The organism is Curtobacterium sp. MWU13-2055 (genome assembly GCF_023242305.1).
Taxonomy (GTDB): domain Bacteria; phylum Actinomycetota; class Actinomycetes; order Actinomycetales; family Microbacteriaceae; genus Curtobacterium.
The window spans coordinates 58,803-80,793 of the sequence record NZ_JALLIO010000012.1 but is presented as its reverse complement, the minus strand read 5'-3'; the positions used below and the strand labels follow the sequence as shown (position 1 = coordinate 80,793).

22 protein-coding genes and 1 pseudogene are annotated in these 21,991 nt (G+C 69.7%); 7 read left to right on the top strand and 16 right to left on the bottom strand.

Translation table 11 applies throughout. From position 1 onward, the window contains the following. Window positions 1-19 precede the first annotated feature (19 nt). From M4960_RS18560 to M4960_RS18535, 6 genes are all read right to left on the bottom strand, one after another. Complete coding sequence (locus M4960_RS18560) at window positions 20-844, bottom strand: helix-turn-helix domain-containing protein (RefSeq protein WP_123293863.1); 825 nt, start codon at window positions 842-844, stop codon at window positions 20-22. Between the two features lie 46 nt (window positions 845-890). Then, the gene (locus tag M4960_RS18555; RefSeq protein ID WP_123293864.1) at window positions 891-1,253 is read right to left on the bottom strand and encodes a hypothetical protein; all 363 of its coding nucleotides are present in this window, start codon (window positions 1,251-1,253) and stop codon (window positions 891-893) included. Window positions 1,254-1,329: 76 nt separating this feature from the next. Beyond that, window positions 1,330-1,992, bottom strand: coding sequence for a hypothetical protein (locus M4960_RS18550; protein ID WP_123293865.1), 663 nt, complete (start codon window positions 1,990-1,992; stop codon window positions 1,330-1,332). 12 nt (window positions 1,993-2,004) lie between these two features. Then, window positions 2,005-3,051: a GrpB family protein gene (locus M4960_RS18545; protein WP_248705057.1), complete on the bottom strand. Its 1,047-nt coding sequence runs from the start codon at window positions 3,049-3,051 to the stop codon at window positions 2,005-2,007. Between the two features lie 51 nt (window positions 3,052-3,102). Continuing rightward, window positions 3,103-3,738 (bottom strand): hypothetical protein, encoded by a 636-nt coding sequence (locus M4960_RS18540; protein ID WP_248705056.1) that lies wholly within the window; start codon window positions 3,736-3,738, stop codon window positions 3,103-3,105. 114 nt (window positions 3,739-3,852) lie between these two features. After that, the gene (locus M4960_RS18535; protein ID WP_248705055.1) at window positions 3,853-4,146 is read right to left on the bottom strand and encodes a hypothetical protein; all 294 of its coding nucleotides are present in this window, start codon (window positions 4,144-4,146) and stop codon (window positions 3,853-3,855) included. Between the two features lie 104 nt (window positions 4,147-4,250). Here M4960_RS18535 and melA point away from each other — a divergent pair, with 104 nt between their 5' ends. The 4 genes from melA to M4960_RS18515 all read left to right on the top strand — a co-directional run bounded on the left by melA (window position 4,251) and on the right by M4960_RS18515 (window position 8,923). Continuing rightward, window positions 4,251-5,675: an alpha-galactosidase gene (gene melA / locus M4960_RS18530; RefSeq protein WP_123293867.1), complete on the top strand. Its 1,425-nt coding sequence runs from the start codon at window positions 4,251-4,253 to the stop codon at window positions 5,673-5,675. Between the two features lie 125 nt (window positions 5,676-5,800). Further along, window positions 5,801-7,105: a sugar ABC transporter substrate-binding protein gene (locus tag M4960_RS18525; protein WP_248705054.1), complete on the top strand. Its 1,305-nt coding sequence runs from the start codon at window positions 5,801-5,803 to the stop codon at window positions 7,103-7,105. Beyond that, window positions 7,089-8,048, top strand: a complete 960-nt coding sequence (locus M4960_RS18520) for a carbohydrate ABC transporter permease (protein ID WP_173169656.1) — start codon at window positions 7,089-7,091, stop codon at window positions 8,046-8,048. Before M4960_RS18525 ends, M4960_RS18520 begins: the two co-directional genes overlap by 17 nt. Further along, window positions 8,048-8,923: a carbohydrate ABC transporter permease gene (locus M4960_RS18515; RefSeq protein WP_071252441.1), complete on the top strand. Its 876-nt coding sequence runs from the start codon at window positions 8,048-8,050 to the stop codon at window positions 8,921-8,923. The genes M4960_RS18520 and M4960_RS18515 overlap by 1 nt, the downstream gene beginning before the upstream one ends. Window positions 8,924-9,096: 173 nt before the next feature. On the opposite strand, the gene M4960_RS18510 is transcribed toward M4960_RS18515, so the two are convergent. Both M4960_RS18510 and M4960_RS18505 read right to left on the bottom strand, forming a co-directional pair. Beyond that, window positions 9,097-9,306 (bottom strand): cold-shock protein, encoded by a 210-nt coding sequence (locus tag M4960_RS18510; RefSeq protein WP_248705059.1) that lies wholly within the window; start codon window positions 9,304-9,306, stop codon window positions 9,097-9,099. Between the two features lie 16 nt (window positions 9,307-9,322). Beyond that, window positions 9,323-10,432 carry an acyl-CoA desaturase gene (locus tag M4960_RS18505; RefSeq protein ID WP_248705053.1) on the bottom strand — a complete coding sequence of 370 codons (1,110 nt, stop codon included), beginning with the start codon at window positions 10,430-10,432 and terminating at the stop codon, window positions 9,323-9,325. Between the two features lie 133 nt (window positions 10,433-10,565). Between M4960_RS18505 and M4960_RS18500 the strand changes: the two genes are divergently transcribed. Beyond that, window positions 10,566-11,627: a LacI family DNA-binding transcriptional regulator gene (locus tag M4960_RS18500; RefSeq protein WP_131922609.1), complete on the top strand. Its 1,062-nt coding sequence runs from the start codon at window positions 10,566-10,568 to the stop codon at window positions 11,625-11,627. Between the two features lie 61 nt (window positions 11,628-11,688). Here the strand turns inward: M4960_RS18500 and M4960_RS18495 are convergent, their stop codons facing one another. The 4 genes from M4960_RS18495 to M4960_RS18480 are packed head-to-tail and all read right to left on the bottom strand — an operon-like array spanning window position 11,689 to window position 17,246. After that, window positions 11,689-14,052: a glycoside hydrolase family 31 protein gene (locus M4960_RS18495; RefSeq protein WP_248705052.1), complete on the bottom strand. Its 2,364-nt coding sequence runs from the start codon at window positions 14,050-14,052 to the stop codon at window positions 11,689-11,691. A 16-nt stretch (window positions 14,053-14,068) separates the two neighbouring features. After that, on the bottom strand, window positions 14,069-14,980 hold the full coding sequence (locus M4960_RS18490) for a carbohydrate ABC transporter permease (RefSeq protein ID WP_248705051.1): 912 nt from the start codon (window positions 14,978-14,980) through the stop codon (window positions 14,069-14,071). Beyond that, on the bottom strand, window positions 14,977-15,948 hold the full coding sequence (locus tag M4960_RS18485; RefSeq protein ID WP_248705050.1) for a carbohydrate ABC transporter permease: 972 nt from the start codon (window positions 15,946-15,948) through the stop codon (window positions 14,977-14,979). The genes M4960_RS18490 and M4960_RS18485 overlap by 4 nt, the downstream gene beginning before the upstream one ends. Window positions 15,949-15,974: 26 nt before the next feature. Next, on the bottom strand, window positions 15,975-17,246 hold the full coding sequence (locus tag M4960_RS18480) for an extracellular solute-binding protein (protein WP_248705049.1): 1,272 nt from the start codon (window positions 17,244-17,246) through the stop codon (window positions 15,975-15,977). A 388-nt stretch (window positions 17,247-17,634) separates the two neighbouring features. Here M4960_RS18480 and M4960_RS18475 point away from each other — a divergent pair, with 388 nt between their 5' ends. After that, complete coding sequence (locus tag M4960_RS18475) at window positions 17,635-19,452, top strand: BCCT family transporter (RefSeq protein ID WP_248705048.1); 1,818 nt, start codon at window positions 17,635-17,637, stop codon at window positions 19,450-19,452. A gap of 44 nt (window positions 19,453-19,496) precedes the next feature. Here M4960_RS18475 and M4960_RS18470 read toward each other — a convergent pair whose 3' ends face one another. The 4 genes and pseudogenes from M4960_RS18470 to M4960_RS18455 form a co-directional block, all read right to left on the bottom strand. Beyond that, complete coding sequence (locus M4960_RS18470; protein ID WP_248705047.1) at window positions 19,497-19,694, bottom strand: hypothetical protein; 198 nt, start codon at window positions 19,692-19,694, stop codon at window positions 19,497-19,499. A 450-nt stretch (window positions 19,695-20,144) separates the two neighbouring features. Continuing rightward, window positions 20,145-20,597, bottom strand: coding sequence for a GNAT family N-acetyltransferase (locus M4960_RS18465; RefSeq protein ID WP_248705046.1), 453 nt, complete (start codon window positions 20,595-20,597; stop codon window positions 20,145-20,147). Between the two features lie 16 nt (window positions 20,598-20,613). After that, window positions 20,614-20,997 (bottom strand): annotated as a pseudogene (locus M4960_RS18460) (bleomycin resistance protein); the annotation flags it as partial. A gap of 87 nt (window positions 20,998-21,084) precedes the next feature. Beyond that, on the bottom strand, window positions 21,085-21,633 hold the full coding sequence (locus M4960_RS18455) for a hypothetical protein (RefSeq protein ID WP_248705044.1): 549 nt from the start codon (window positions 21,631-21,633) through the stop codon (window positions 21,085-21,087). 107 nt (window positions 21,634-21,740) lie between these two features. Between M4960_RS18455 and M4960_RS18450 the strand changes: the two genes are divergently transcribed. Next, window positions 21,741-21,986 carry a hypothetical protein gene (locus M4960_RS18450; RefSeq protein WP_131847656.1) on the top strand — a complete coding sequence of 82 codons (246 nt, stop codon included), beginning with the start codon at window positions 21,741-21,743 and terminating at the stop codon, window positions 21,984-21,986. The last annotated feature ends 5 nt before the right edge of the window (window positions 21,987-21,991 follow it).

The following is a 21,991-nucleotide window of genomic DNA, read 5'->3' as shown; positions in this document are numbered from 1 at the left end:
CGTGCGTGGAGACGCCGGGTCAGCGAACCCGCGCTCGGTACGCACCTGGCGCGGTTCCGCACGCACGGGTGAAGTGCACGTAGAAACTCGATTGCGACCCGAACCCTGCGGCGTGCGCGATCTCCGACGTCGTCATGGACGTCGTCGCGAGCAACCGCTGCGCCTCGGCCACCCGGCACCGTGTCAGGTACTCGACGATCGTGGTGCCGACGTCCTGTCGGAACACCGACATCGCGTAGTGCGGGTGCAGGTGTGCGGCCGCTGCGACGTCAGCGACCTCGATCGGTTCGCGGAACCGGTCGACCACGAACCGCACCATGTCGATCACGCGGTGCATGGCATCCGCGGTGCCGTGCCCGCCGCCGGGCCGCAGGTCAACGGCATCGCGGTGGTGCCGGAGCAGGCGACGCACGAGCGCCTGCGCCTCGAGGTTGGCGATGATCTCCGCACCGTCGTCCTCGAAGTCCTGCTGCCACGACCCGAGCATCGACTCGACGTCACGGCCAGCGGCTGCGGTCGGCACGACGATCGGGCGGTTCAGGAGCATCGCTCCGAGGTCGTGGTCGGGCAGTCCCCACGCCAGCACCTCGGCCAGCGGGATGTGCACCCAGCGGAACTCGCCCGTGCCGGTGCCGTCACCCACGAGCTGGTGCGGGGTCCAGCCCCAGAACAGTGCGATCTCGCCCGCGTGCACGCTTACCGGCGCCCCGCCGAACCGGTAGTCCAGGTGCCCGTCGAGCACCAGGTTCATCTCGAGGTCGTCGTGCCGATGGGACGACGCCATGAGCGGAGCCGGGCCGCGGTGGCTCCAGTACGCCGCTTCCATCGTCTCCACGTCGAGCACGATGCTGAGCCTACGTCAGTGAGCCTTTCCCCACACAGGACCTCCGTCAGGGGGTCGCCTGACGAGACCAGTAGTCGGCTCTGATGACCAGGAGTTCCCCGTCCGCTTCCGAACTCAGGTTGACGGTGCGCGGGTCCCACAGTGTCCCGCGCTGACGAGCTTGCGGAGTCATCCCCAAGCTCGTCGCGAGGTCCTGCGGGCTCACTCCCTCGGGCGGTCGGACCGAGAGCACGGCCCAGCACCCACCAGAAGCGCACTCCTTCTCTTCCGTGATCAGCTCGCTGCCCGCGGGCAGTGAGACCGAGGAAGCGGGTGGCACATCCCCCTCGGTCGCGAACGCGAACAGGGACACGAGGCGAACACCGGCGAGCAACGCGACGAGCGCTAGCGTCACCACGACCATCACCACGACCGATCGCTTCCGTCTCCCTGTGGCCGTCACGAGCGCCACCCTACGGCCTTGGCGCAACAGCCTGTCCTGATACTCACCCGACGGTGTGGAGTACTTCGATGCCCATGGAGCCGACGCGCGGTCGGTACCGGACGAGCGCGACTCGTGCCCCGTGCATCTCTCCGAGCTCCTGGTGGCGCGATCGGTCCACGTGACGCACGACCGCTGCCTCGCGTGAGGCCTCGCGGTGCACACTGATCGAGAGGTGGGCCGTGTTCCTGATGAAGGCCATCGGAGGCGCGGCACCGCCGTGGAGCGCCGAGGCAGCCTCACGCATCCGGACACGGATCGGCCGCAGGGTGTCGTCGTCGAACCCCTGCACGAAGATGCCGGCCGCCGATCCTCCAAGGCCGTCGAGCCGGACTCGGTGGTCGAGCGCGCCGCGCGAATCCTCGACGACGTCGATGTAGTGCTCGAGCGTCGCACGGTCGATCCGATCGCGGTACGGTTCGAGGCTCGTGATCGTGAGGTGCACGTCCTCGACTCCGTACACGTGTTGCGTGCCGTCGTACGCGGCGGCCAGTTCATCCGCCACGCCAGCGATCCGCTGAGCGAGTGGCCTCGGAGGGAGCAGCACCAGGCTCAGACCCCAGCGCGGATCACCGTCCACCGGTTCACGGTCGAGCTGCAGGTCACCGACACGCAGCCGCTGACGGGCACGTTCCCAGAGCACGTCGTACTCCTCACGACTTGCCACAGGCGCCGCCGTCTACTTGTCCCACGCCGTCACGGACGCGAGACCTCGGACGGCACGTTCCTCATCGAGCAGCTGCTGCACCACCTGGCTCTTCGCAGCCGTGTAGGCACGACCGTCCGACGATCGCGCTGCTCGGGTCTTGACCTCCCGGTACCGCGCAACGGCGGTCGGGTCGCTGAGCAGTTTGTCCCGGAAGAGCCGTTGGTTGCATTCGTCCCACTGGTCCGAGGCGAAGGCGTGGAGGATGTGGGTCCTCGCCCCGTCTCGCTCTCGGGTGTACACCCCGTGGTTCTTCGGACCGGAACGGTGCTGCGTGTAGCCCGTCGCCGCGAGCAACGGGCCGAGCGCCAACGGATCCGTGTCGACTGCGACCCGGACCGCGATGTCGATGACCGGCTTTGCTTCGAGGCCCGGGATGGCCGTGCTGCCGATGTGTTCGACCGCGAGCACGCGGTCTCCGAGCGCGGCGACGAGCCGCGACGCCTCACGCTGGTAGTCCGTCTTCCAGGAGTCGCGGTGTGCTTCCAGCTGCACCGCAGGAGGCTCTCCCACGGACCGGATCGTGGCCATCGCCGCTGGCCACAGCGCGTCCAACCGCGGTCCCCACGGATCCGCCATCACGCCGCTCTCACGGAGTTCGACCACCTCGGACGCGGGGAGCCACTTCCAGGCCATCACCTCGGCCGGAGCTGGCCGCACGGTCGAGCCGGCAGGTTCCCGGACGGTGAAGAGATCCACCAGCGCAGAGTCCTCGGTGAAGCGACCGACCCACTGCAGCGCGTCGGGCGCGACCTCGATGGCGGTTTCCTCGCGCAGTTCACGACAGGCCGCCGCTGTCCCCGACTCGCCGGCGAGCGCGCTGCCACCGGGGAACTCCCACCCGTACGCGAACTCCTTCGTCGGCGCTCGTTGCGTGACGAGGACGGTCCCGTCGGCGCGGTGGACGCAGACCGTGACCACGAGGTGGAAGGACCCGGCGGGCCAGCCGCTGTCGCCTCGCCGGAACGTCGTGCCCGTCGCTCCACCGCCCGCATCGACCACGTCCCACCACTCGTCCACGTCCGCCAGCGTACGACGACCGTCGCGACCCGGGTCGTGCCAGCGGGCGACTCAAGGTCGCCGAGACCCCGCAGCGACGACGGCGACCAGACCGCTCCAGTCGGGGTGGTAATCCTCGTTGACGGCTGCACGGCTCTCCGCGTAGACAGAGGCGACGCGCAACGCCAAGGACGGGCTCAGCGCTCCGGACAGTGCCGTCTGGCTCCCGGCCGCGGCGAGGTCCGTGGCGGAGCCGAACCGGTGGTGCACCGTCCCCTCCCGCTGGTCGGCGAGGATCATGCTGTGCACGAGCGCCTCGCGGACCACCCCGAGCACGAGGTGCAGCCCGATGGCGTCAGCTCCGCGCCCGAATCGTGTGGCAGCCAGCGCGAGATCGAACCGCTGACTGTTGTCCGGAGGCTCCGGCGGAAGCTCCAGAGTCGCACCTCGCGTCGCGAGGTCCACGCGGCGACCGTCCGCGAGCACGATGCGAACGTGCTGCACCCCGTCGTCGAGGGTGCTCTGCCACGCCCACGGTTCACCTCCGAGGAGTGTCCGCGCGTCGACGTCCGCAATGAGATCGAGCTCGACGTCGAGGTCGCTCCACGGGTCCAGCTGGTCGGGCGTGAGGACGGAGCCGTACGGACGGACCGCGCCGACCGCCGGGTCCGTGCGGAGCCTCTCCAGGAGTGACTGCTGCCAGTGCATCACCGAACCCTACGAGCTCCACGCCATGAGCGGGGCCGGGCCACGGTGGCTCCAGTACGCCGCTTCCATCGCCCCGACGTCGAGCTCCACGTCGAGCACGATGTCGAGACCACGTCAGAGCCCCTTCCGTCTGTTCGTCTCCCAGTACCCCAGCACCAGCTCGTCGCCCGGCGGCAGTTCGCGTTCGACGAGCCGGAAGAGTCGCCGCGCCTGGCGCTCGGACGAGCGCGCCGCGGCCTCGGTCGGCCATCCCGCCTCCACCGAGTAGCCCTCGTTGAACTCGGCGGCCCACCGCAGTACTTCGTCGCGGACCGTCTCCGACAACGCCGGTGTCCCCTCAGGGCACAGGCCGTCCTCGTCCCAGAGCGGCCAGTCGACGCTGTACTCGTTCATCAGTCGGTAGCGCACCGGACAACACTCGCACAGCGGGCCACGGATCGATCCGAGGATCCTGGAACCCCACCGTCCGAAGCCGGAGGACCGCACACCCCCGCGCTTCCTACCGTCGACACATGACCAAGATCACCATCATCGGCGCCGGCGGCTTCGTCTTCCCCTTCCGCCTCATCGGCGACCTCGTCTCCTTCCCCGCCTTGCAGGACGCGACGTTGCACCTCATGGACCTCGACGCGGGCCGGGTCGCCCGCACCGCGACGGCCGCCCGCGAGCTCGTCGCCCACCACGGCCTCGGTGTCGAGGTCCTCGAGACCACGGACCGCCGTGCGGCCCTGGCGGGTGCCGACGTCGTCATCATCACGTTCCAGGTCGGCGGCGTCGAGTCGTACAAGTGGGACGTCGAGATCCCGCGCAAGTACGGCATCGACCAGGCGGTCGGCGACACCGTCGGCCCGGGCGGCGTCTTCCGCTTCCTGCGGTCGGTCCGCGCGTACGAGGACATCGCCCGCGACGCGCTCGAGCTCTGCCCGGACGCCCAGTTCATCAACTACGCGAACCCGATGGCGATGGCCACGGCGTTCCTCAACGCGAAGGGGCTCCGGACGGTGGGCCTCTGCCACAGCGTGCAGGGCACGACCCGCATGCTGGCCCGCACGCTCGGCGTGCCGTACGACGAGGTCGAGTTCGTCAGCGCCGGCATCAACCACCAGGCGTGGATCCTCGAGTTCACGCGTCGGAACGGCGAGGACCTCTACCCGCGTCTGCGCGAGGTGATGACGGCGAAGCACCAGCGGGGCGTCGCGGCGTCCGACCTGCACGACGACGACGGCGACCACAGCGAAGCGGCTGCCGCGGCGAGCAACTACGAGGGCGGCAACGAGCAGGTCCGCACCCAGCTGATGCGCTCGTTCGGGTACTTCGAGACCGAGTCGAGCCACCACGCCAGCGAGTACGTGCCGTACTTCCGCAAGGACCCGGAGACGGTGCTCGAGTACATCCCGGAGCGCTGGGACTACTACGAGATCTGCCTGGCGCACGACGAGCAGGGCGACGTGGACACGCAGCTCGAGAAGCTCAAGGCCGACCTGACGCCGAGCGTCGAGTACGGCGCGAGCATCGTGAACGCGATCGTGACGGGCGTCCCCGCGGTGGTCTACGGCAACGTGCCGAACGCCACGGGCGTCATCCAGAACCTGCCGTCCGATGCCTGCGTCGAGGTCGCGTGCCTGGTCGACGGCAAGGGGGTGCAGCCGACGTCGTTCGGTGAGCTCCCGCCGCAGCTCGCCGCGATCAACCGCACGAACACGAACGTGCAGACCCTGGCGGTGCGTGCTGCGCTGACGGGCAACGTCGAGCACGTCCACCACGCGGTGGCGCTCGACCCGCTGACGGCGGCGCACCTGACGCTCGACCGCATCGCCGAGATGACCGACGAGCTCCTGCACGCCCACGCGGCGCTGCTCCCCGAGTCGTTGCGTCCGGCGGACGCGGTCACCGCGGCACCGGTGGCCGACCGGGAGGCCCGCCCCGCGCTCGTCTGAACCGTCGCGCCCGACGTGGGGTCGGGTCCAGGACGCGACCCCACGTCGGACGCGCGGCGCCCCGTGTGCGCACCCCGCGCCTCCCGGCCGACCTGAACGGCACCACGACCTCAAAGGAGAGGACCATGCCGACCCGACCATCCCCCCAGCTCGCCAGACGGGGGTTCCTCGCCCTCGCCGGCATCTCGCTGACCGGCGCGCTGGCAGCGTGCGCCGGCGGCGGCACGACCGGCCGCGGCGGGACGAAGCACATCCGCCTGTCCACCTGGAACATCCCGACGGACATCACGAGCTACCAGGCGATCGCCGACGAGTTCGTCGCGGCGCACCCCGGCACGAGCGTCGCCGTCGAGGTGACCACCGGGCAGTTCCACCAGTGGTTCATCACCCGGCTCGCCGCCGACCTGGCGCCGGACGTCATCCGGATCACCCCGCAGCAGATCGGCCGGTACGCCGCGAACGGCAGCCTCGTCGACATCTCGGGGGCCGTCCCTGCGGACTACCGGCAGGACTACAGCGACCCGTTCTGGGCGATCGGCGCGCGGGACGACGGCGTGTACGGCGTCTTCCAGCACACCGACAACTTCATCACCTACTACAACCGCGACGTCATGGAGCAGATCGGCGTCACGCCACCGCAGGCGCTGGCCGACGCGTGGACGTGGGACGAGTTCCTCGACGTCGCGAAGGAGGTCAAGCAGGTCACCGGCAAGTACGCGTTCGGGTACGGGTGGTCGTCGCCCGAGACGGCGTACCGGTGGCTGCCGCTGGTCCACCAGAACGGCGGCGCGTTCCTCGGCGAGGACGGTGCCACCCCGTCGATGGACACCCCGGAGGCGATCGACGCCCTGGCCTTCGGACGGAAGTGGTACGCCGAGGGACTCGCGACCACGGGCAACCTCAGCAAGAGCGGCGGCGGCGACGTCTCGCGGAACCTGTTCCTGACCGGGCAGATCGGCATGATGCTCAACAACCCGGAGTCCATCGCGCAGCTCGACACCGACATGCCGGACAACTGGGGCACGGCCCCGATGATCCGGAACGTCGGCGAGGCGAGCGACCTGGGCGGCAACGCCCTGGCCGTCACGAAGTCGAGCAAGCACCCGGAGCTCGCGGCCGAGCTCGTGGCGATGATCACGTCACGGTCGAAGATGCAGCAATTCTGCCACGACGGCAACTGGCTGCCCGCCCGGAAGTCCCTCGACGCGAAGGACATCGGGTACGCCGCGAACACCGACACGATGCAGCGGTTCATCGACCAGGGGACGACGATCCCGCTCTCGATGGTGAAGGCCGAGAGCGGCGAGTACTTCAGCTCGCTCAACGCGGTGTTCGCCGACTACCTCGACCTCTGCCTGCTCGGGCAACTGAGCCCGAAAGAGGCCTCGAACCAGATGATGGAGGCGATGCGCAGTGTCACTGCGAACTGAGACCGCGCCGGTCCGCACGACGGCGTCCACCGCCCCACCGACCGGCGGATCCCCCGCGGGCGGCGGCGCCCGCCGGAGCCGGGGCCGCTTCGTCCCGTACGTGTTCATCGGCCCCGCGGCGCTGCTGTTCCTCGGCTTCTCGCTCATCCCGATCATCACGGCGATCGCGCTGAGCTTCCAGGACTCCAGCACCTCGCTCGGCGACGGCACCTGGGTCGGCGGGAAGAACTTCGTCGACATGGGTTCCGACCCGCTCATCGGCACGGCGCTGCGGAACACGCTCGTGTTCACGCTCGGCACCGTGCCCACCTCGATGGCGATCGGGCTCGCCCTGGCGGTCGCCCTGAACCGGCCGCTGCCCGGGCGCTCGGTGTTCCGTGCCCTGTTCTTCGTGCCGATGGTCGCGGCGGGCGTCGTGGTGGGCGTCATCATGTCGTGGATCTTCAACGGCGACTACGGCGTCGTGAACAACCTGCTCGAAGCGCTCGGGATGGGGCGCGTGCCCTGGCTGACCGCTCCGGGCTGGGCGATGGCGACCCTGGTGGTCGTCGTGGTCTGGACCCGGATCGGCTTCTGCATGGTGATCTACCTCGGCGCGCTGCAGTCCGTGCCCGCCGAGCTCAAGGAGGCCGCCGCGATCGACGGCGCCTCGCGATGGGTCCGGTTCCGGACCATCACGTGGCCGCTGCTCCGCCCGACGACGTCGATCCTGCTCATCCTGAACGTCGTGTTCTCGTTGCAGGCCTTCGACGTCATCTACGTGATGACCGGCGGTGGCCCCGGCTTCTCGACGACCGTGCTGATCCAGTACGTGTTCCGGTCCGCGTTCATCGATGCCCGGATGGGCTACGCCGCGGCGCTCGGACTGGTGCTCGTCGCGATCCTGCTCGTGTTCACGCTGCTCCGGCAGCGCGCCAACCGCAAGGCGGAGGAGATGCTCTGATGGCCGTACTCGATGTCCGCGGTCCCCGCCGCCGTCCCGCTGGGGCCCGCTCCAGGCGCCGGCCTGGTCGCTGGGTGCTCGTCGCCGGGCTCACCGCCCTGGCGATCCTGATGGTGTTCCCGCTGTACTGGATGGTCGTCTCGGCGCTCACCCCCGGCGGGCAGTCGCAGAGCGGCACGTTCTCGCTGTTCCCGACGCGGCCGACGTTCGAGAACTACACGCAGGTGTTCAGCACGCAGCCGGTCTGGCGGTGGCTCGGCAACTCGGCGCTCATCACCAGCGTCGGCACCGCGTTGAGCGTCGTCGTGTCGTTGATGGCCGGGTACGCCCTCGCCAAGTTCCGGTTCATGGGCCGGGGGCTGCTGTACTCGGCGTTCCTCGTCACGATCATGATCCCGATCCAGGTCACCCTGGTGCCGAGCTTCCTGGTCGTCGCGAAGATCGGCCTGGTCGACTCCCCCTGGGCGGTGATCCTGCCGACCGTGTTCGACGTCGTCGGGATCTTCATCGCCCGGCAGTTCATGCTCGGGGTGCCGGACGCCCTGATGGAGGCCGCTCGACTCGACGGCGCCGGCGAGTTCCAGACGTTCTTCCGGGTAGTGCTGCCCTCGTGCGGCCCCCTGGTCGGGGTGCTCGTGATCCTCGGCTTCATGACGCGGTGGAACGACTTCCTCTGGCCGCTCGTCGTGCTGCAGGGCAACGAGAACCTGACGGTGCCCGTGGCCCTGTCGACGCTGACGAACAACCCGGCGTTCAGTTCGCCGTGGGGTGCCGTGATGGCCATCGCGACCGTGACCGTGCTGCCGCTGCTCGTGGTGTTCCTGGCGTTCCAGCGCCAGTTCGTGCAGGGCATCGCCTCGACCGGCATCAAGTAGCGCGGCGGGCGCGCGCCGGCACGGCGGGCGGCGTACCTGCCCGAATCGGGCGTACCTGGTCGTTTCTTTCGACCAGGTACGCCCGATTCCGCATACCAGCGCAGTGGACATGGGAAAGAAACAACGGGAGGCACGGTGCCAGCTGGCACCGTGCCTCCCGTTCGTCGTCCGCGTCAGCGGATGATCGAGATGTTGTCCGCCTGCGGGCCCTTCTTGCCGGGGCACACGTCGTACTGCACGTGGTCGTTCTCCTCGAGCGACCGGTAGCCGGTCGTCGCGATGATGCTGGAGAAGTGGGCGAACAAGTCCTCGGACCCGTCGTCGGGGTGGATGAAGCCGTACCCCTTGGCGTGGTCGAACCACTTCACGGTGCCGGTCGGCATGGTCGACAGCACGGCGTCAGTGGATGCGCAGTTGCGCGACCATCGGGCAAGCGAACGGGTCGCGGGCGGCGAGCCCGACCCGGTTCAGGTACCGGACGACGATGCCGTAGGAGCGCAGCAGGGTGGTCTCGGTGTAGGGCACGTCGAGCGTGTCGCAGTGGTCGCGGACGAGCAGGCGGGCCTGCTTCAGCGCCGGCCGGGGCATCGACGGGAACAGGTGGTGCTCGACCTGGTAGTTCAGGCCACCCATCAGGAACGACACCCACCAGCCGCCGCGGATGTTGCGCGACGTGCGGACCTGACGCGAGAAGAAGTCGACCTTCGCGTCGTGCGCGATGGTCGGCATGCCCTTGTGGTTCGGGGCGAACGAGGCGCCCATCATCACGCCGAACACGGCGAGCTGCACACCGAGGAACGCGCAGGCCATGCCGAACGGCAGGAACCAGAACACGACCGTCAGGTAGATGCCGAAGCGGGCCACGAGCAGCGCGGCTTCGAGCCAGCGGTGCTTGACGTCGGCCTTGGTGCCGTTGCCGGTGACGATGCTCTGCACCGCGTACCGGTGCAGGTTCAGGCCCTCGAGCGTCAGCAGGGGGAAGAACAGCCAGCCCTGGAACCGCATGAACGTCGTCATGAGCGGACCCTTGACCGCCGCGGCGTCCTCCGGCAGGAACCGGATGCCGTCGGGTGCGATGTCGGGGTCCTTGCCGACGGTGTTCGGGTTGCCGTGGTGGCGGGTGTGCTTGTTCATCCACCACGAGTAGCTGAGACCGACCAGGAACGTGCCGAGCCAGCGGCCGGCGTGGTCGTTCCACTTCTGCGAGGCGAAGACCTGGCGGTGCGCTGCTTCGTGCGACAGGAACGCGAACTGCGTGAAGATCACGCCGAGCGCGCCGGCGACGATGAGCTGGAACCAAGTGTCGCCGAGGAATGCGAACGCGACCCACGCGAGGGCGAAGGTGACGATGAGTGTGCCGAACAGCGACCAGTAGAAGCCGGTGCGGCGGCGGAGGAGTCCGTTCTCCTTCACCTGCGCGAGCAGAGCGGAGTAGGTCGAGGTGCCCTTGGGGCTTCCTGTTCCTGGACGAGTGCGTGTGTAGCCCGGAGCGAGCGGAGTGGTGGTCAAGTGGACCAACCTTCCGGTGCGGACCGGCCCTTCGACCGGTTCGTGGTAGTTCACGCGATTGCGCTTGGTGCGACCCTAGGGCCTGAAGGTGCGATTCCACCTGACAATCCGCCTGCCCCACTACGGTGATCGGATGGGCAAGGTCACGCTGCAGGACGTCGCCGTGCACGCCGGCGTCTCGATGAAGACCGTGTCCAACGTCGTGCGTGGCTACCAGCACGTCAGTCCGCCGATGCGCGACCGGGTGCAGGCCGCGATCGACGAGCTCGGGTACCGCCCGAACGTCTCCGGACGGTCGCTCGCCACAGGCCGGTCGAACATGCTCGCGTTCGCGTTCCCCGACCTCCGGCGGCCGTACTTCGCCGAGCTCGCGCACGTGTTCTCCCGCGTCTGCGCGCAACGCGGATACCAACTGCTGCTCGAGGAGACCCTCGGCGAGGCCGACGGCGAGCGCTCCGCCGTCCGCGGTCGCGAGGCCGGGGTGGTCGACGGCGTCGTCATCCACCCCCAGGTCCTGACCCCCGAGGCGATCGACCGGATCCGCGGAGACACCGCCGTGGTGTTCCTCGGCGAGGACGTCCGCCCCCAGTACTCCGACCAGGTGGTCATCGACAACGCGGCCGCGGCGGCACAGGCCGTCGCCCACCTGGTCGCGCTCGGTCGCCGGCGCATCGGCTTCTTCGGGCACGAGACCGGGCCGGAGTCCAGCACCTCCGGCCTGCGGCTCGACGGCTACCGGGCCGGGCTCGCAGCCGCCGGCCTGCCCGTCGACGACGCGCTCCTGGTCCCCCGCGAGGTCGGTGACGCCGCAGGTGCCGAGACCGCGTTCGGTCGGGCGCTCGACGCCGGGCTCCGGGTCGACGCGCTGCTCTGTCGCGACGACCTCGCCGCCCTCGGGGTCCTGCGCGCGATGCGGTTGCGCGGGCTCGACGCTCCGCGGGACATCGCGGTCGTGGGGTGGGACGCGATGGGACTCGGGTCGAGCCTGGTACCGAGCCTGACGTCGGTCGCGCCGGACACCGTCGCGCTGGCGGACACCGCCCTCGACCTGCTGCTCGAGCGGATGGACGGCTCTGAGGTACCCGGCAGGCTGGTCACGGTCGGGCACCGGCTGCTGGTGGGCGAGAGCGCGCCGTTCCCGGACGGCTCGGTCGACCGCGGGCCGGTGCCGGGCCAGGGCCGAGTCTCGGCCTGAGCGACACTCCTCGTGGCGATCCGCCCGAGGAGTGTGGCCCAGCGCGAGTCTCGACGCAGCATCAGCGCTCGCCCGGGTGCACACTCCCCAGCAGCTCGACGACGACGGCACGCAGCGCCTCGGGCAGGTCGACCGTCCCGAGCTCGACGATCCGGTCGGCACGCGGCAGGTCCTTGGACACGATCTCCCACGCGGCGAGCTTCTCGGCGTTGCCGGCCTGCGCGCGTTCGAGGGCGCGCCGGACGGCCTCACGGGCGTCGACGCCGACCACCGGCGGCCCGGCCAACGTGACCGCTCCGCCCGTGGCCGACTCCACGGTCAGGTCGACCGAGAACCGGTCCTCGCCACGGGCGGACACGACCTGCCCGTCCGCGGGGACGGCGAGGAACGTGACCCGCCAGTCGCGACGGGCCGGGACGACGTCGACCGCGCCGGTGGTGGCGTGCACGCGGAACTCGGCGAGCGCCGCGTCCCACGTCAGGCGGGTCCCGGCACTGCGGCCGGTGTCGCCGGCGGGGTCCTCCTGGTCCTCGACCAGGGTGAACGAGCCGGAGGCACCGGGGGCGACGAGGACCTCGAACGCGGTCGGGTTCGCGGTGGCGTCGAGTTGGTCCTCGGCGGCGAGGGGCAGCACCCCGCCCTCGCGCAGCAGCACGGGCACGGTGTCGAGGGTGCGGTGCAGGTCGACGAACCGGTCGCCGGCGTACACGGTGCCGGTGAACACGTCGGTCCAGGTCCCCGGCGGCAACCAGGCCCGTGCGGTCCCGTGCAGGGTGACGGGGTCGCGCGGTTCGACGATCGGGGCGACGAGGAGTTCTGACCCGAAGGAGTAGGTGTTCGGCACCCGGTAGGCCTCGTCGCGCCGTGGTTCCAGGTGGTACAGCGGGCGGACGAGCGCGGTGCCCTCGGCGGCCTGGTGGTTCATGGTGTGCAGGTACGGCACCAGGCGGTGCCGGAAGCGCAGGGCCTCCCCCATCGCGGTGCGCGCCTCGGCGGGGAACACCCACGGTTCCTTGCGGATGAACGGGTTGTTGGCGGAGTGCAGGCGCATGATCGGCGAGAACACCCCGAACTGCACCCAGCGCGTGGCGAGCTCGTCGTCGCGGTCCCCGCGTGTGTGTCCACCGATGTCGTGACTCCACCAGGGGTAGCCGATGTTCGCGGCGGTGGCCGTGAACTCGGGCTGGAACGCCAGCGACGCCCAGGACACGACGGCGTCGCCGGAGAACCCGACGGCGTACCGCTGGCTGCCGGGGCCGGCGTAGCGCGAGAAGGTCATCCCCTGGTCGCCCGAGCGCGCCGAGTCGAGCAGGTGGAAGTGGTTGAGCAGCCAGAGCGGGTCGACGCCGGGCAGCCCGCTCTCGCTGCCCTGCTGCCAGTCGATCCACCAGAAGTCGACGCCCTGCGCCTCGAGCGGTCGGTGCAGCTGGTCGAAGTACGCCTGCAGGAACCGCCGGTCGGTCGGGTCGAACGGGATCGGCTGCTCGGTCGCCGGGTCGATCCCCATCGCCTCGGCCACCGCGGGGTAGGCGTCCTCGAACGCCCGGACGCCGTCGGCGGGGTGCAGGTTGAGCGTCGTGCGCATCCCCCGCCGGTGCAGTTCAGCCAGGAAGGCCTGCGGGTCGGGGAAGAGCGACGGCTCCCACGAGTAGCCGGTCCAGCCGTCACCGAACTGCGGCGGTACGGAGTCGACGCGGTGCCAGTCCATGTCGATGACCGCGACCGAGAACGGCACGCGTTCCTCGGCGAACCGGTCCATGAGTTCCAGGTACGAGGTGTCGCTGTACGGGTGGTAGCGGCTCCACCAGTTGCCGAGCGCCCACCGGGGCAGCCGCGTGGGGGCGCCGGACACCTGGTGGAAGGCCCGGAGGGCGCCATCGAAGTCGCGGCCGTGGGCGAACACCGTGACGTCGCGGCGACCGGGCACGCGCGTGCCGATCCAGCCGTCGTCCTCGAACAGGAACGACTCGCTGTCGTCCAGCGCGGTGATGCCGTCGCGGGCCAGGATGCCGGGTTCGAGCGGCATCCGACCGTCGACGTCGTCGAGGGTGCGGCCGGTGCCACCGAGGTCGCGGGGTTCCTGCCCCCAGCGCCACCGGTTCGCGTCCGGGCCGATGGTCTCGACGACCAGGCCGCTCGGGCTGAACGGACGGCCGTCGTACCGGAGCCTGGCCCGTTCGGTGGTGACGACGAGGCCACCTTCGCCGACGCGCTCCACGGTGAACGCCGGCACCGACAACCGCCGCCGGATCGCGAACGTCGAGGCGCGGTCCTCGAACCCGCCGTCGTCGCTCCACTCGACGCGGAACGTGCCGGCGTCCAGCACCGTGATCCGCCAGTGCTCGCCCGTGACGACGGCGGCCGGGTCGGCGACCGGGTCGGATCCGGGGAACGGCCGGATGGTCGGAAGTGCGGTCGTGGTCATGGTCACGTCGTACCCCTCAGCTCTTGACCGCGCCCTGCGTCACGCCGCTGATGACCCAGCGCTGCGCGAACAGGTAGACGATGATCGTCGGCGCCATGGCCATCAGGTACGAGGCGAAGGCGACGTTGTAGTTCGTGCCGAACTGGCTCTGGAAGATGTTCTGCACCACGGGCAGGGTCTGCAGGGTCGGGTCGGCGGTGATGAGCGACGGCATCATGAAGTCGTTCCACGACGCCAGGAACGCGAAGATCCCGACGGTGGCGTTCATCGGTCCGAGCAGCGGCAGGATGATCCGCCAGAAGATCTGCCACGTCGAGGCGCCGTCGATGCGGGCGCTCTCCTCGAGCTCGACCGGGATCGACCGCAGGTACGCCGAGTAGAGCAGCACGCTGAACGACAGTTGGAACATGGCGTGCAGGATGCCGACGCCGATCGGGTTGTCGAGGCCCATCTGGGCGGTCAGCTTGATCTGCGGCAGTGCGACGACCGGGAACGGCAGGAACATCGCCGCCAGCAGGTAGACGAACGACCACCGGAAGAACCGCTTGTGCCAGTTCCGGACGATCGCGTACGAAGCGAACGAACTGAGCAGCAGGGTCGCGACGACGGTGAGCGCTGCGACGCCGAGCGACACCGAGAACGAGACGGGGAAGCGCGTGAGCTCCCAGGCCGATGCGAACGAGCCGGGGTTGAACGGGAACGGCAGCGACAGGGCGTTGCCGTCGACGGACTGCTCGCTCGTCTTGAACGCCATCGCGACGGTGACGTACAGCGGGACGAGGATCGTCAGCGCGGCCAGTCCGAGCACGACGGTCAGGGTCCAGTTCGTGCCGCCGAGGCGTCGCCGGTGTCCGCGGCCCGGTCGTCGCGCGTCGCCGGTGGTCACCGTGCGGGTGTCGGTGGGTGGGCGGGTGTCGATGGCGGTCATGCGAGTCGCAGGTTCCTTCCGCGGGTCGCCGCGAGCTGCAGCACGGAGATGAGGACGGTGATGATGAAGAACACGGTCGCGTTCGCCATCTGGTAGGCGTAGTCGCCGCCGGTGAAGCCGCCGAAGATGGTCATCGCGACGCTGCTCGTCGCGCTGCCCGGGCCACCGTTGGTCAGGCCGACGATGACGTCGTAGGCGCCGAGGTAGCCCTTCACGCCGAGCACGGTGTTGATCACGATGAAGCCGCCGAGCAGCGGGAGCGTGATCGCGCGCAGCTGCTTCCAGCCGGTCGCGCCGTCGAGCGAGCTCGCTTCGTACAGCTCCTCGGGGATCGAGGTGAGCCCGGCGGTGTAGATGAGGAGGGCGCCGGGCACGGTCTGCCAGGCGGACACGATCACGATCGCGACCCAGGCCAGGTTCGGGTCGCCGAGGATGCTCTGCTCCAGCGGCCCGAACCCGACGCTCGTGGCCAGGGCCGGCAGGGTGTTCGAGAAGAGGAAGTTGAACACGTAGGCGACGATGATCCCGGAGATCACCATCGGGATCACGAAGATCGACCGGAGGCCCGCGGCGAACCGGATCTTCTTCGCCAGCGCGATCGCCAGTGCCAGCGCGATGACCTGCGTGACGATGACGGTGACGACGGCGAACCCGAGGGTGAAGCCGTACGAGGCGAGGATCGCCGGGTCGGACACGAGCGCCCGGTAGTTCTCGAGCCCGAGGAAGTTCCACTGCCCGAAACCGAGGTAGTCGGTGAAGCTGTAGAAGATGCCGACGCAGGCGGGTGCGACGACGAAGGCCGTGAACGCGATGAGGGCGGGCACGAGGAACAGGTAGTACATGCCCTCCGTCCGGCGGAGGGAGCCCGGGCGACGCGGACCGGCGGCGCGGTGCGTGCGGGCGGCCGCGGTGGCCGGCCCGGACGTCGCCGGGTCGGTGTCGCGGGAGAGCGGGGTCTGCATGGTCATGGTGGCTCCTGGAGTCCTGGTCCGGCTCAGACCGTCGCCGAACGGCCGGCGAGACGCCGCCAGTCCGAGTCGAGCCGCTGCAGCATCGAGGTGAAGTCCCCGCTCCGGATCGCCGACTGCAGGTAGTTGCCGAGCGGGATCGAGGTGGGGATGAAGGTGCCGGCGCCCTGGTAGAACGCGGCGTCGTCGACGTACTGCTGCAGGCCGGCGAGCCGCTCGTCCTGCTGCGGCGGCGCGTCCTTCGTCGGCGAGTAGGCCAGGTTGTCGCGGTTGTAGGCGTCGATGACCTCGGGCTGCATGAGGAACTCGACGAGCTCCTTCGCTTCGTCCGGGTGCTGCGACGCGGTCGGGATCCACAGGCCGAGGTCGATGTTCACCCGCGCCTGTCGGTCGCCGGGGTCGTTCGACACGGGGAGTGCGAACGTGCCGACCTCGAGGTCCTCGTCGACCAGCGCGATCTGTCCGAGCGCCCAGGGCCCCTGCAGGTACATCGCGGCCTCGCCCTTGCCGAACGCCAGGTTGCCGTCGGCGTAGGCACGGGTGGCGTGGTCGGGGTTGAAGAACGTCGAGATGGTCTTCGCACGCTCCATCGGCACCGCGAAGTCCTTCTCGAACGACACCGCGGAGTCCGGGCCGACGTCGGTGCCGAGTGCCTTCATCTTCGTGAAGAACGACCCGGTGTCGACCAGGCTGCCCACCGAGTAGTCGAACAGCCCCTGCCACAGCGTCCAGGTGTCGCGGTCCGTCGCGTAGATCGGGGTGATGTCGGCCTTCTGGAGCGTCCGGCACACCTCGACGAACTCGTCCCACGTCGTCGGCACAGGCAGGTCGTGGTCGGCGAAGATCCGCTTGTTGTAGATGACCCCGGCGGCGGCGAGCGAGTACGGCAGCACGCTCGTGCGGTCCTCGAACTTGGCGTACTGGTTCGTCAGGGTGTCGATGTCCGGTCGGACCCGTGCCGCTGACGGCAGGTTTCCGAGGTCGCTCAGCACGCCGCGGGAGATGTAGCGCGCGAGTTCGAGGTTGTCGTTGAAGCAGCCGACGTCGGCCGGCTCACCGCGGACGAACTGCGGCGCGATCGCCGCCGTGCTGTCGTGCACCACGGACAACCCGGGGTGCCCCTTCTCGAAGCGCCGCAGGAGCGCGTCGAAGTAGGCGATGACCTCCTGCTTCTGCTCGTAGAAGCGCAGCGTGGTCGCACCCCCTGCCGCTGCGCGTGGTGCCGCGCACCCCGCGAGCGCCATCGTGCCGAGCGCGATCCCGCCGGCTGCTCCGGCGAGGAACCCCCGCCGGCTCACGGCCGCACTGATCGTTCCGGTCCTGCTTCCCACCATCGGGCAACTCCCTCGTGCGCGTCGTCGCGCACGTCTTGTTTACAGCGCTGTAAACGGGAAGTCAACGTTGTAATCGCACCTGGCGGGGTATGCACGCCCACAGGCGGACGGGAGGCGCGGGTCGCTCCCGCCCCGCGCCTCCCGTCCGCCACTCGCCGGCGCGACCGCTGCGCGCACCGTGCGCACGTCGCCACCCGGTGCGCCGTTGGTCGCTCCGTGCGCGCCTACGGCGCCGCACCGAGCATGCAACCCGGCACGGAACGGCCAAGGCTGCACGGTGCAGCCTTGCCCGCTCACCCGAACGACACGCCTGACCGAACACACAGGAACGCGAGCAGGCACCATGGAGGGCATGGCAAGCACCACCTCCGCTCCCCCGCCCGGCCCCGTCGAGACGACGTCGAAGGTGCGGCGGTGGGTGTTCTGGCCCGCCGCCGTCCTCGTGCTCGGCTTCGTGGCGTTCACGTTGATCTCGCCGTCGAGCGCCGAGGCGATGTTCGTCGGACTGCAGGACGGCATCGTCAAGAACTTCAGCTGGTACTACGTCCTCGTCGCCGCGTTCTTCGTCGGCTTCTCGCTGTTCGTCGGCTTCAGCAAGTTCGGCGACATCAAGCTCGGCAAGGACCAGGACGAGCCCGAGTTCTCGACCGGGTCGTGGTTCGCGCTGCTCTTCGCCGCCGGCATGGGCATCGGCCTCGTGTTCTACGGCGTCTCGGAACCGCTCAGCCACTTCGCCTCACCGCGCCCCGGCGTCACCGGCTCCGAGAACGAGCTCGCGCAGCAGGCCCTCACCCAGACGTTCCTGCACTGGGGACTCCACGCGTGGGCGATCTACGTCGTGCTCGGTCTGGCCCTGGCCTACGCCATCCACCGGCGCGGCCGTCCGGTGTCGATCCGGTGGGCGCTCGAGCCACTGCTCGGCAACCGTGTGCGCGGCGGGTGGGGCAACCTCATCGACGTGATCGCGCTCGTCGGCACGCTGTTCGGTGTCGCGACCTCGCTCGGCCTCGGGGTCATCCAGATCGGCGCCGGGCTCGAGAGCGCTGGCATCGCCGACAGCAGCATCGTCAGCCAGATCGCCATCATCGCCGTGATCACCGCGGTCACCATCGTGTCGCTCGTGACCGGTGTCACCAAGGGCATGAAGATCCTGTCGAACTTCAACCTGCTGCTCGCCGCCGCACTGCTGCTGTTCGTGCTCATCGTCGGGCCGACCCAGTTCCTGCTCCGCGACTTCGTGCAGTCCATCGGCGCGTACCTGCAGAACATCGTCGGCCTGTCGTTCAACGTCACCGCACAGCAGGGCGCCGAGGGCGTCGCCTGGCAGGGCGCGTGGACCACCTTCTACTGGGGCTGGTGGATGTCGTGGGCGCCGTTCGTCGGTGTCTTCATCGCGCGCATCTCCAAGGGCCGCACGGTCCGCCAGTTCGTCTTCGGCGTCCTCCTCGTCCCGACCGCGCTCACGTTCCTGTGGTTCGCGGTCCTCGGCGGTGCGGCGATCCACCGCGAGACCGACGGCGCCGGCGGCCTGGTCGGCTCGGACGGCTCGGTGGACCTCGAAGGCTCGCTCTTCGCCCTGCTCGGCGACCTGCCCGCCGGAGCGGTGCTGACCTTCGGCGCGATCCTGCTCATCGGCGTGTTCTTCGTGACCTCGTCGGACTCCGGGTCGCTCGTGATGGCGATGATCGCGTCCGGCGGCGACATCGAGCCGAAGAACTGGCTACGCGTCTTCTTCGCCACCGTCTCGGCACTGCTCGCCGTTGCCCTGCTGCTGAGCGGCGGGCTGAACGCCCTCAAGACGGCGGCGATCACCACGGCGCTGCCCTTCAGCGTCGTGCTGCTGCTCACCTGTTGGTCGACGATCATCGCCTTCACCCGCGAGCGGCGGGCGTACGACAAGGCCGAGCGCGAGGTCCTGCTCGAGCACGTCGGCGCGTACTACGGGCTCGAGGTCGAGGGGCCGTCAGAACGCGCGCCGCGGTCCGCGTTCGGTCGGCCGTGGGCGGCCGTCAAGAAGCGCGTGCGCGGTGGGTCAGTGGCGCACCCGGCCGCCACCGCCCTCGACGACTTCCCGATCCGGACGCAGACGGTGTCACCCGACCCGGCGGTCGACGCGAGCCTGGACGACGGGCCGGCTGCGGAGAGCGCTCCGCGCCCGACGGACGGATGACGGACGGGAGGCTCGTGGCGGGGCCGCCACGGGCCTCCCGTCCATCAGCGGTCGCGACCAGGGCGTCGCCGACGCCCGTCGTGCTCGCTGACGTCGGTGCGGCGGCTGGCTCGGAGGCTCCCGATGCCGAAGACGAGCGAGAACGGCATGAGGACCAGCAGCGGGAGCGACGACCCGATGTGGCTGGAGTTCAGCACGAGGTTCACCAACGCGAGCAAGAGCAGCACGGACGCGGTGACCACCGCGAACCACGCGAACGGTTCCGGCCAGGGGGCTAAGCGGCCAAGCTGTGGCGAGGGTTCGCCGGTGGATCCTCCGGCAAGGCCGGCTGCGCCGCCACCTCCGCCATCGTCGTGCGCGACCGCAGCGTGGAGCGCGCGGATGTCGCGCGCACCCTCACCCCAGTCGAGCAACGTGAAGGGGACGATCGGACGCGTCCGGACGCGCAAGCCAGTTCCGCCTGCGGCAGGAGTCAACTCGATCGAGATCACCTCACCCCACGAGGAGAAGTTCCCGAGCACGGACAGCTCGATCCTGTCCTCGGCGACCGAGCGGACCCGCACGCGCGGCATCCCGGCGACAGCACGCAGAACCCGTTGGTGCGCTTCCTCGAGTGGCATCGCGAGCTCCCACTCGGCTGACGAGCGTGCAGCGGATGTCGTCACGTCGAGCATGACTTCATCCAACCCGAGTCAGAGCTGCTTCTCCATGCAGTAGCTCGTCGGGTCGTCGGTGTACGGCCCGAACCGCGGGACCTGGCGGTAGCCGAGCTTCTCGTACAGGGCGATCGCCGCGACCTGTGGCAAGCCCGTCTCCAGTTGCATCGTCGAGATGCCCCCGGCCAGCGCATGCGCTTCGAGCGCCTGGAGCAGGGCACGGCCGACCCCGAGTCCTCGGGCCTCGTCGGTGACGAACATGCGCTTGACCTCGCCGGATCCGTCGCGCCGATCGACGAGCGCCGCCGTACCGACGGCCACGTCACCCTCGCGAGCGACGAACAGCGGGACCCCGTCGGCTTCCAGGGCGTCGACGTCGAGGCCGTAGTAGTTCTCGGCCGGGTACAGGGCCAGCGCGAAGGCGTCTCCTTGGCGGAGCAGGCTGAGGACGTCGTCGCTGCGAGGGCTCTCGATCTGGATGGAAGGCACGGCCGATTGTACGAGTTCAGTCGACCACTGGGCGTCGTCCCGCCGAGGACTGGAACCGCACCAGGTACCCGTCCGGGTCCTGCACGAGGAACTGGTCCACGCCGGCCTGCACGTTCCCGACGTCGTACCACTTCGTCTCGGGCTGCATGAAGAGTTCGGTCCCGGCACGGAGCAGGGTGGCGGCGAGCGCGCGGCTGTCGGACACGGTGATCTGGAAGTTCACGCCTCGGCCGAGCGGGCGATCGAGCGGACCGGTGATCCAGTTCCGACCGACCCCAGCCTGTTCGAGCATCAGGTGGGCATTGCCGAGGGTGATGTACGCGAAGCGCTCCTCCGGCCGGGAGTAGCGGATCTCGAAGCCGCACCGGCCGCACCAGAACGCGAGGCTCCGGTCCAGGTCGGCGACGAGGAGTTCGGGGACGAGTGCGGGCTCGGGGACGAGTGCGGGCTCGGGGACGAGTGCGGGCTCGGGGGGGGGGGGGCATGCTCACCGGAACAGGTCGAGGTGCGGAGTCGCGCCGGGATCGGCCATCTGCGCTTCGGTCTCGCGCACCAGCTCGTCGACGCGGGCTCCCCACCTGCGCACGAAGACCACGCGGACGATGCCACTGACAGCCCACAGCACGGCGATGACCCCGCGCCCGATGCCCGCGGGGTCTCCCTGCAAGACCTCCGGCACGGCGAGCGCGGCCCACAGGACGCCCAGGCTGATCCAGACCCACCCGGTGACCGCGCCCTGTGACGTCTGGCGGCGCAGGAAGCGCATCCGGATCGCGACCGGGACACCGGTCGGGTCGGCGCCACCGCGCAGCCACCGGTTCATCGCCCGGTACGAGCCGTAGCCGCCGAAGCGCGACCAGCTGCCCAGGATGAGCGCGAAGCCGCCTGCGGCGAGGACGGCCACGACGACGAGGACGGCCGTCTGGGACATCTCCGGAAAGTCGAGGCCGACCAGCATGAGCCACAGCCCCACGAAGAGGGCGGGGACGCCGAGGAGCTGTGCCCACCCGATGGCGTCGAGTTGTCTGATGCTCACCATTGCACTCTACGCACGCCCACTACCGCCGTCAGATGCCGGGACAGGAATACGTCGATGCGGGGTCGTGCGAGGATTCGTCGACCACAACGACGAAGGGCTCGATCATGACCACCGCGCGCACGTTCCACCTGATCAGCACGCTGCTGCTGGCCGTCGGGTTCCTCGGGGTCGGCGCGCTGATGGCCGACGTCTACTACGGACCGGAGGGTGGGGGTGCCAACATCGGCCTCGGGCTCGTGATGCCACTGTGCCTCGGCTCCGGCGTCGTCGGCATCGCGATGGGCGTCGCGGCCCTCGTGACGACGTGGCGGACCACCCGCGCCGCTCGCTCGCGACAGCCCGTCCGGTAACGGAG

Excerpts from the sequence above, each read along its gene's own strand:
- M4960_RS18515 (WP_071252441.1), top strand. The coding sequence starts at position 8,048 with ATGGCCGTACTCGATGTCCGCGGTCCCCGCCGCCGTCCCGCTGGGGCC.
- melA (WP_123293867.1), top strand. The coding sequence starts at position 4,251 with ATGACCAAGATCACCATCATCGGCGCCGGCGGCTTCGTCTTCCCCTTC.
- M4960_RS18510 (WP_248705059.1), bottom strand. The coding sequence starts at position 9,306 with ATGCCGACCGGCACCGTGAAGTGGTTCGACCACGCCAAGGGGTACGGC.
- M4960_RS18485 (WP_248705050.1), bottom strand. The coding sequence starts at position 15,948 with ATGACCATGCAGACCCCGCTCTCCCGCGACACCGACCCGGCGACGTCC.
- M4960_RS18475 (WP_248705048.1), top strand. The coding sequence starts at position 17,635 with ATGGCAAGCACCACCTCCGCTCCCCCGCCCGGCCCCGTCGAGACGACG.
- M4960_RS18495 (WP_248705052.1), bottom strand. The coding sequence starts at position 14,052 with ATGACCACGACCGCACTTCCGACCATCCGGCCGTTCCCCGGATCCGAC.
- M4960_RS18540 (WP_248705056.1), bottom strand. The coding sequence starts at position 3,738 with ATGCACTGGCAGCAGTCACTCCTGGAGAGGCTCCGCACGGACCCGGCG.
- M4960_RS18450 (WP_131847656.1), top strand. The coding sequence starts at position 21,741 with ATGACCACCGCGCGCACGTTCCACCTGATCAGCACGCTGCTGCTGGCC.
- M4960_RS18500 (WP_131922609.1), top strand. The coding sequence starts at position 10,566 with ATGGGCAAGGTCACGCTGCAGGACGTCGCCGTGCACGCCGGCGTCTCG.
- M4960_RS18490 (WP_248705051.1), bottom strand. The coding sequence starts at position 14,980 with ATGACCGCCATCGACACCCGCCCACCCACCGACACCCGCACGGTGACC.
- M4960_RS18525 (WP_248705054.1), top strand. The coding sequence starts at position 5,801 with ATGCCGACCCGACCATCCCCCCAGCTCGCCAGACGGGGGTTCCTCGCC.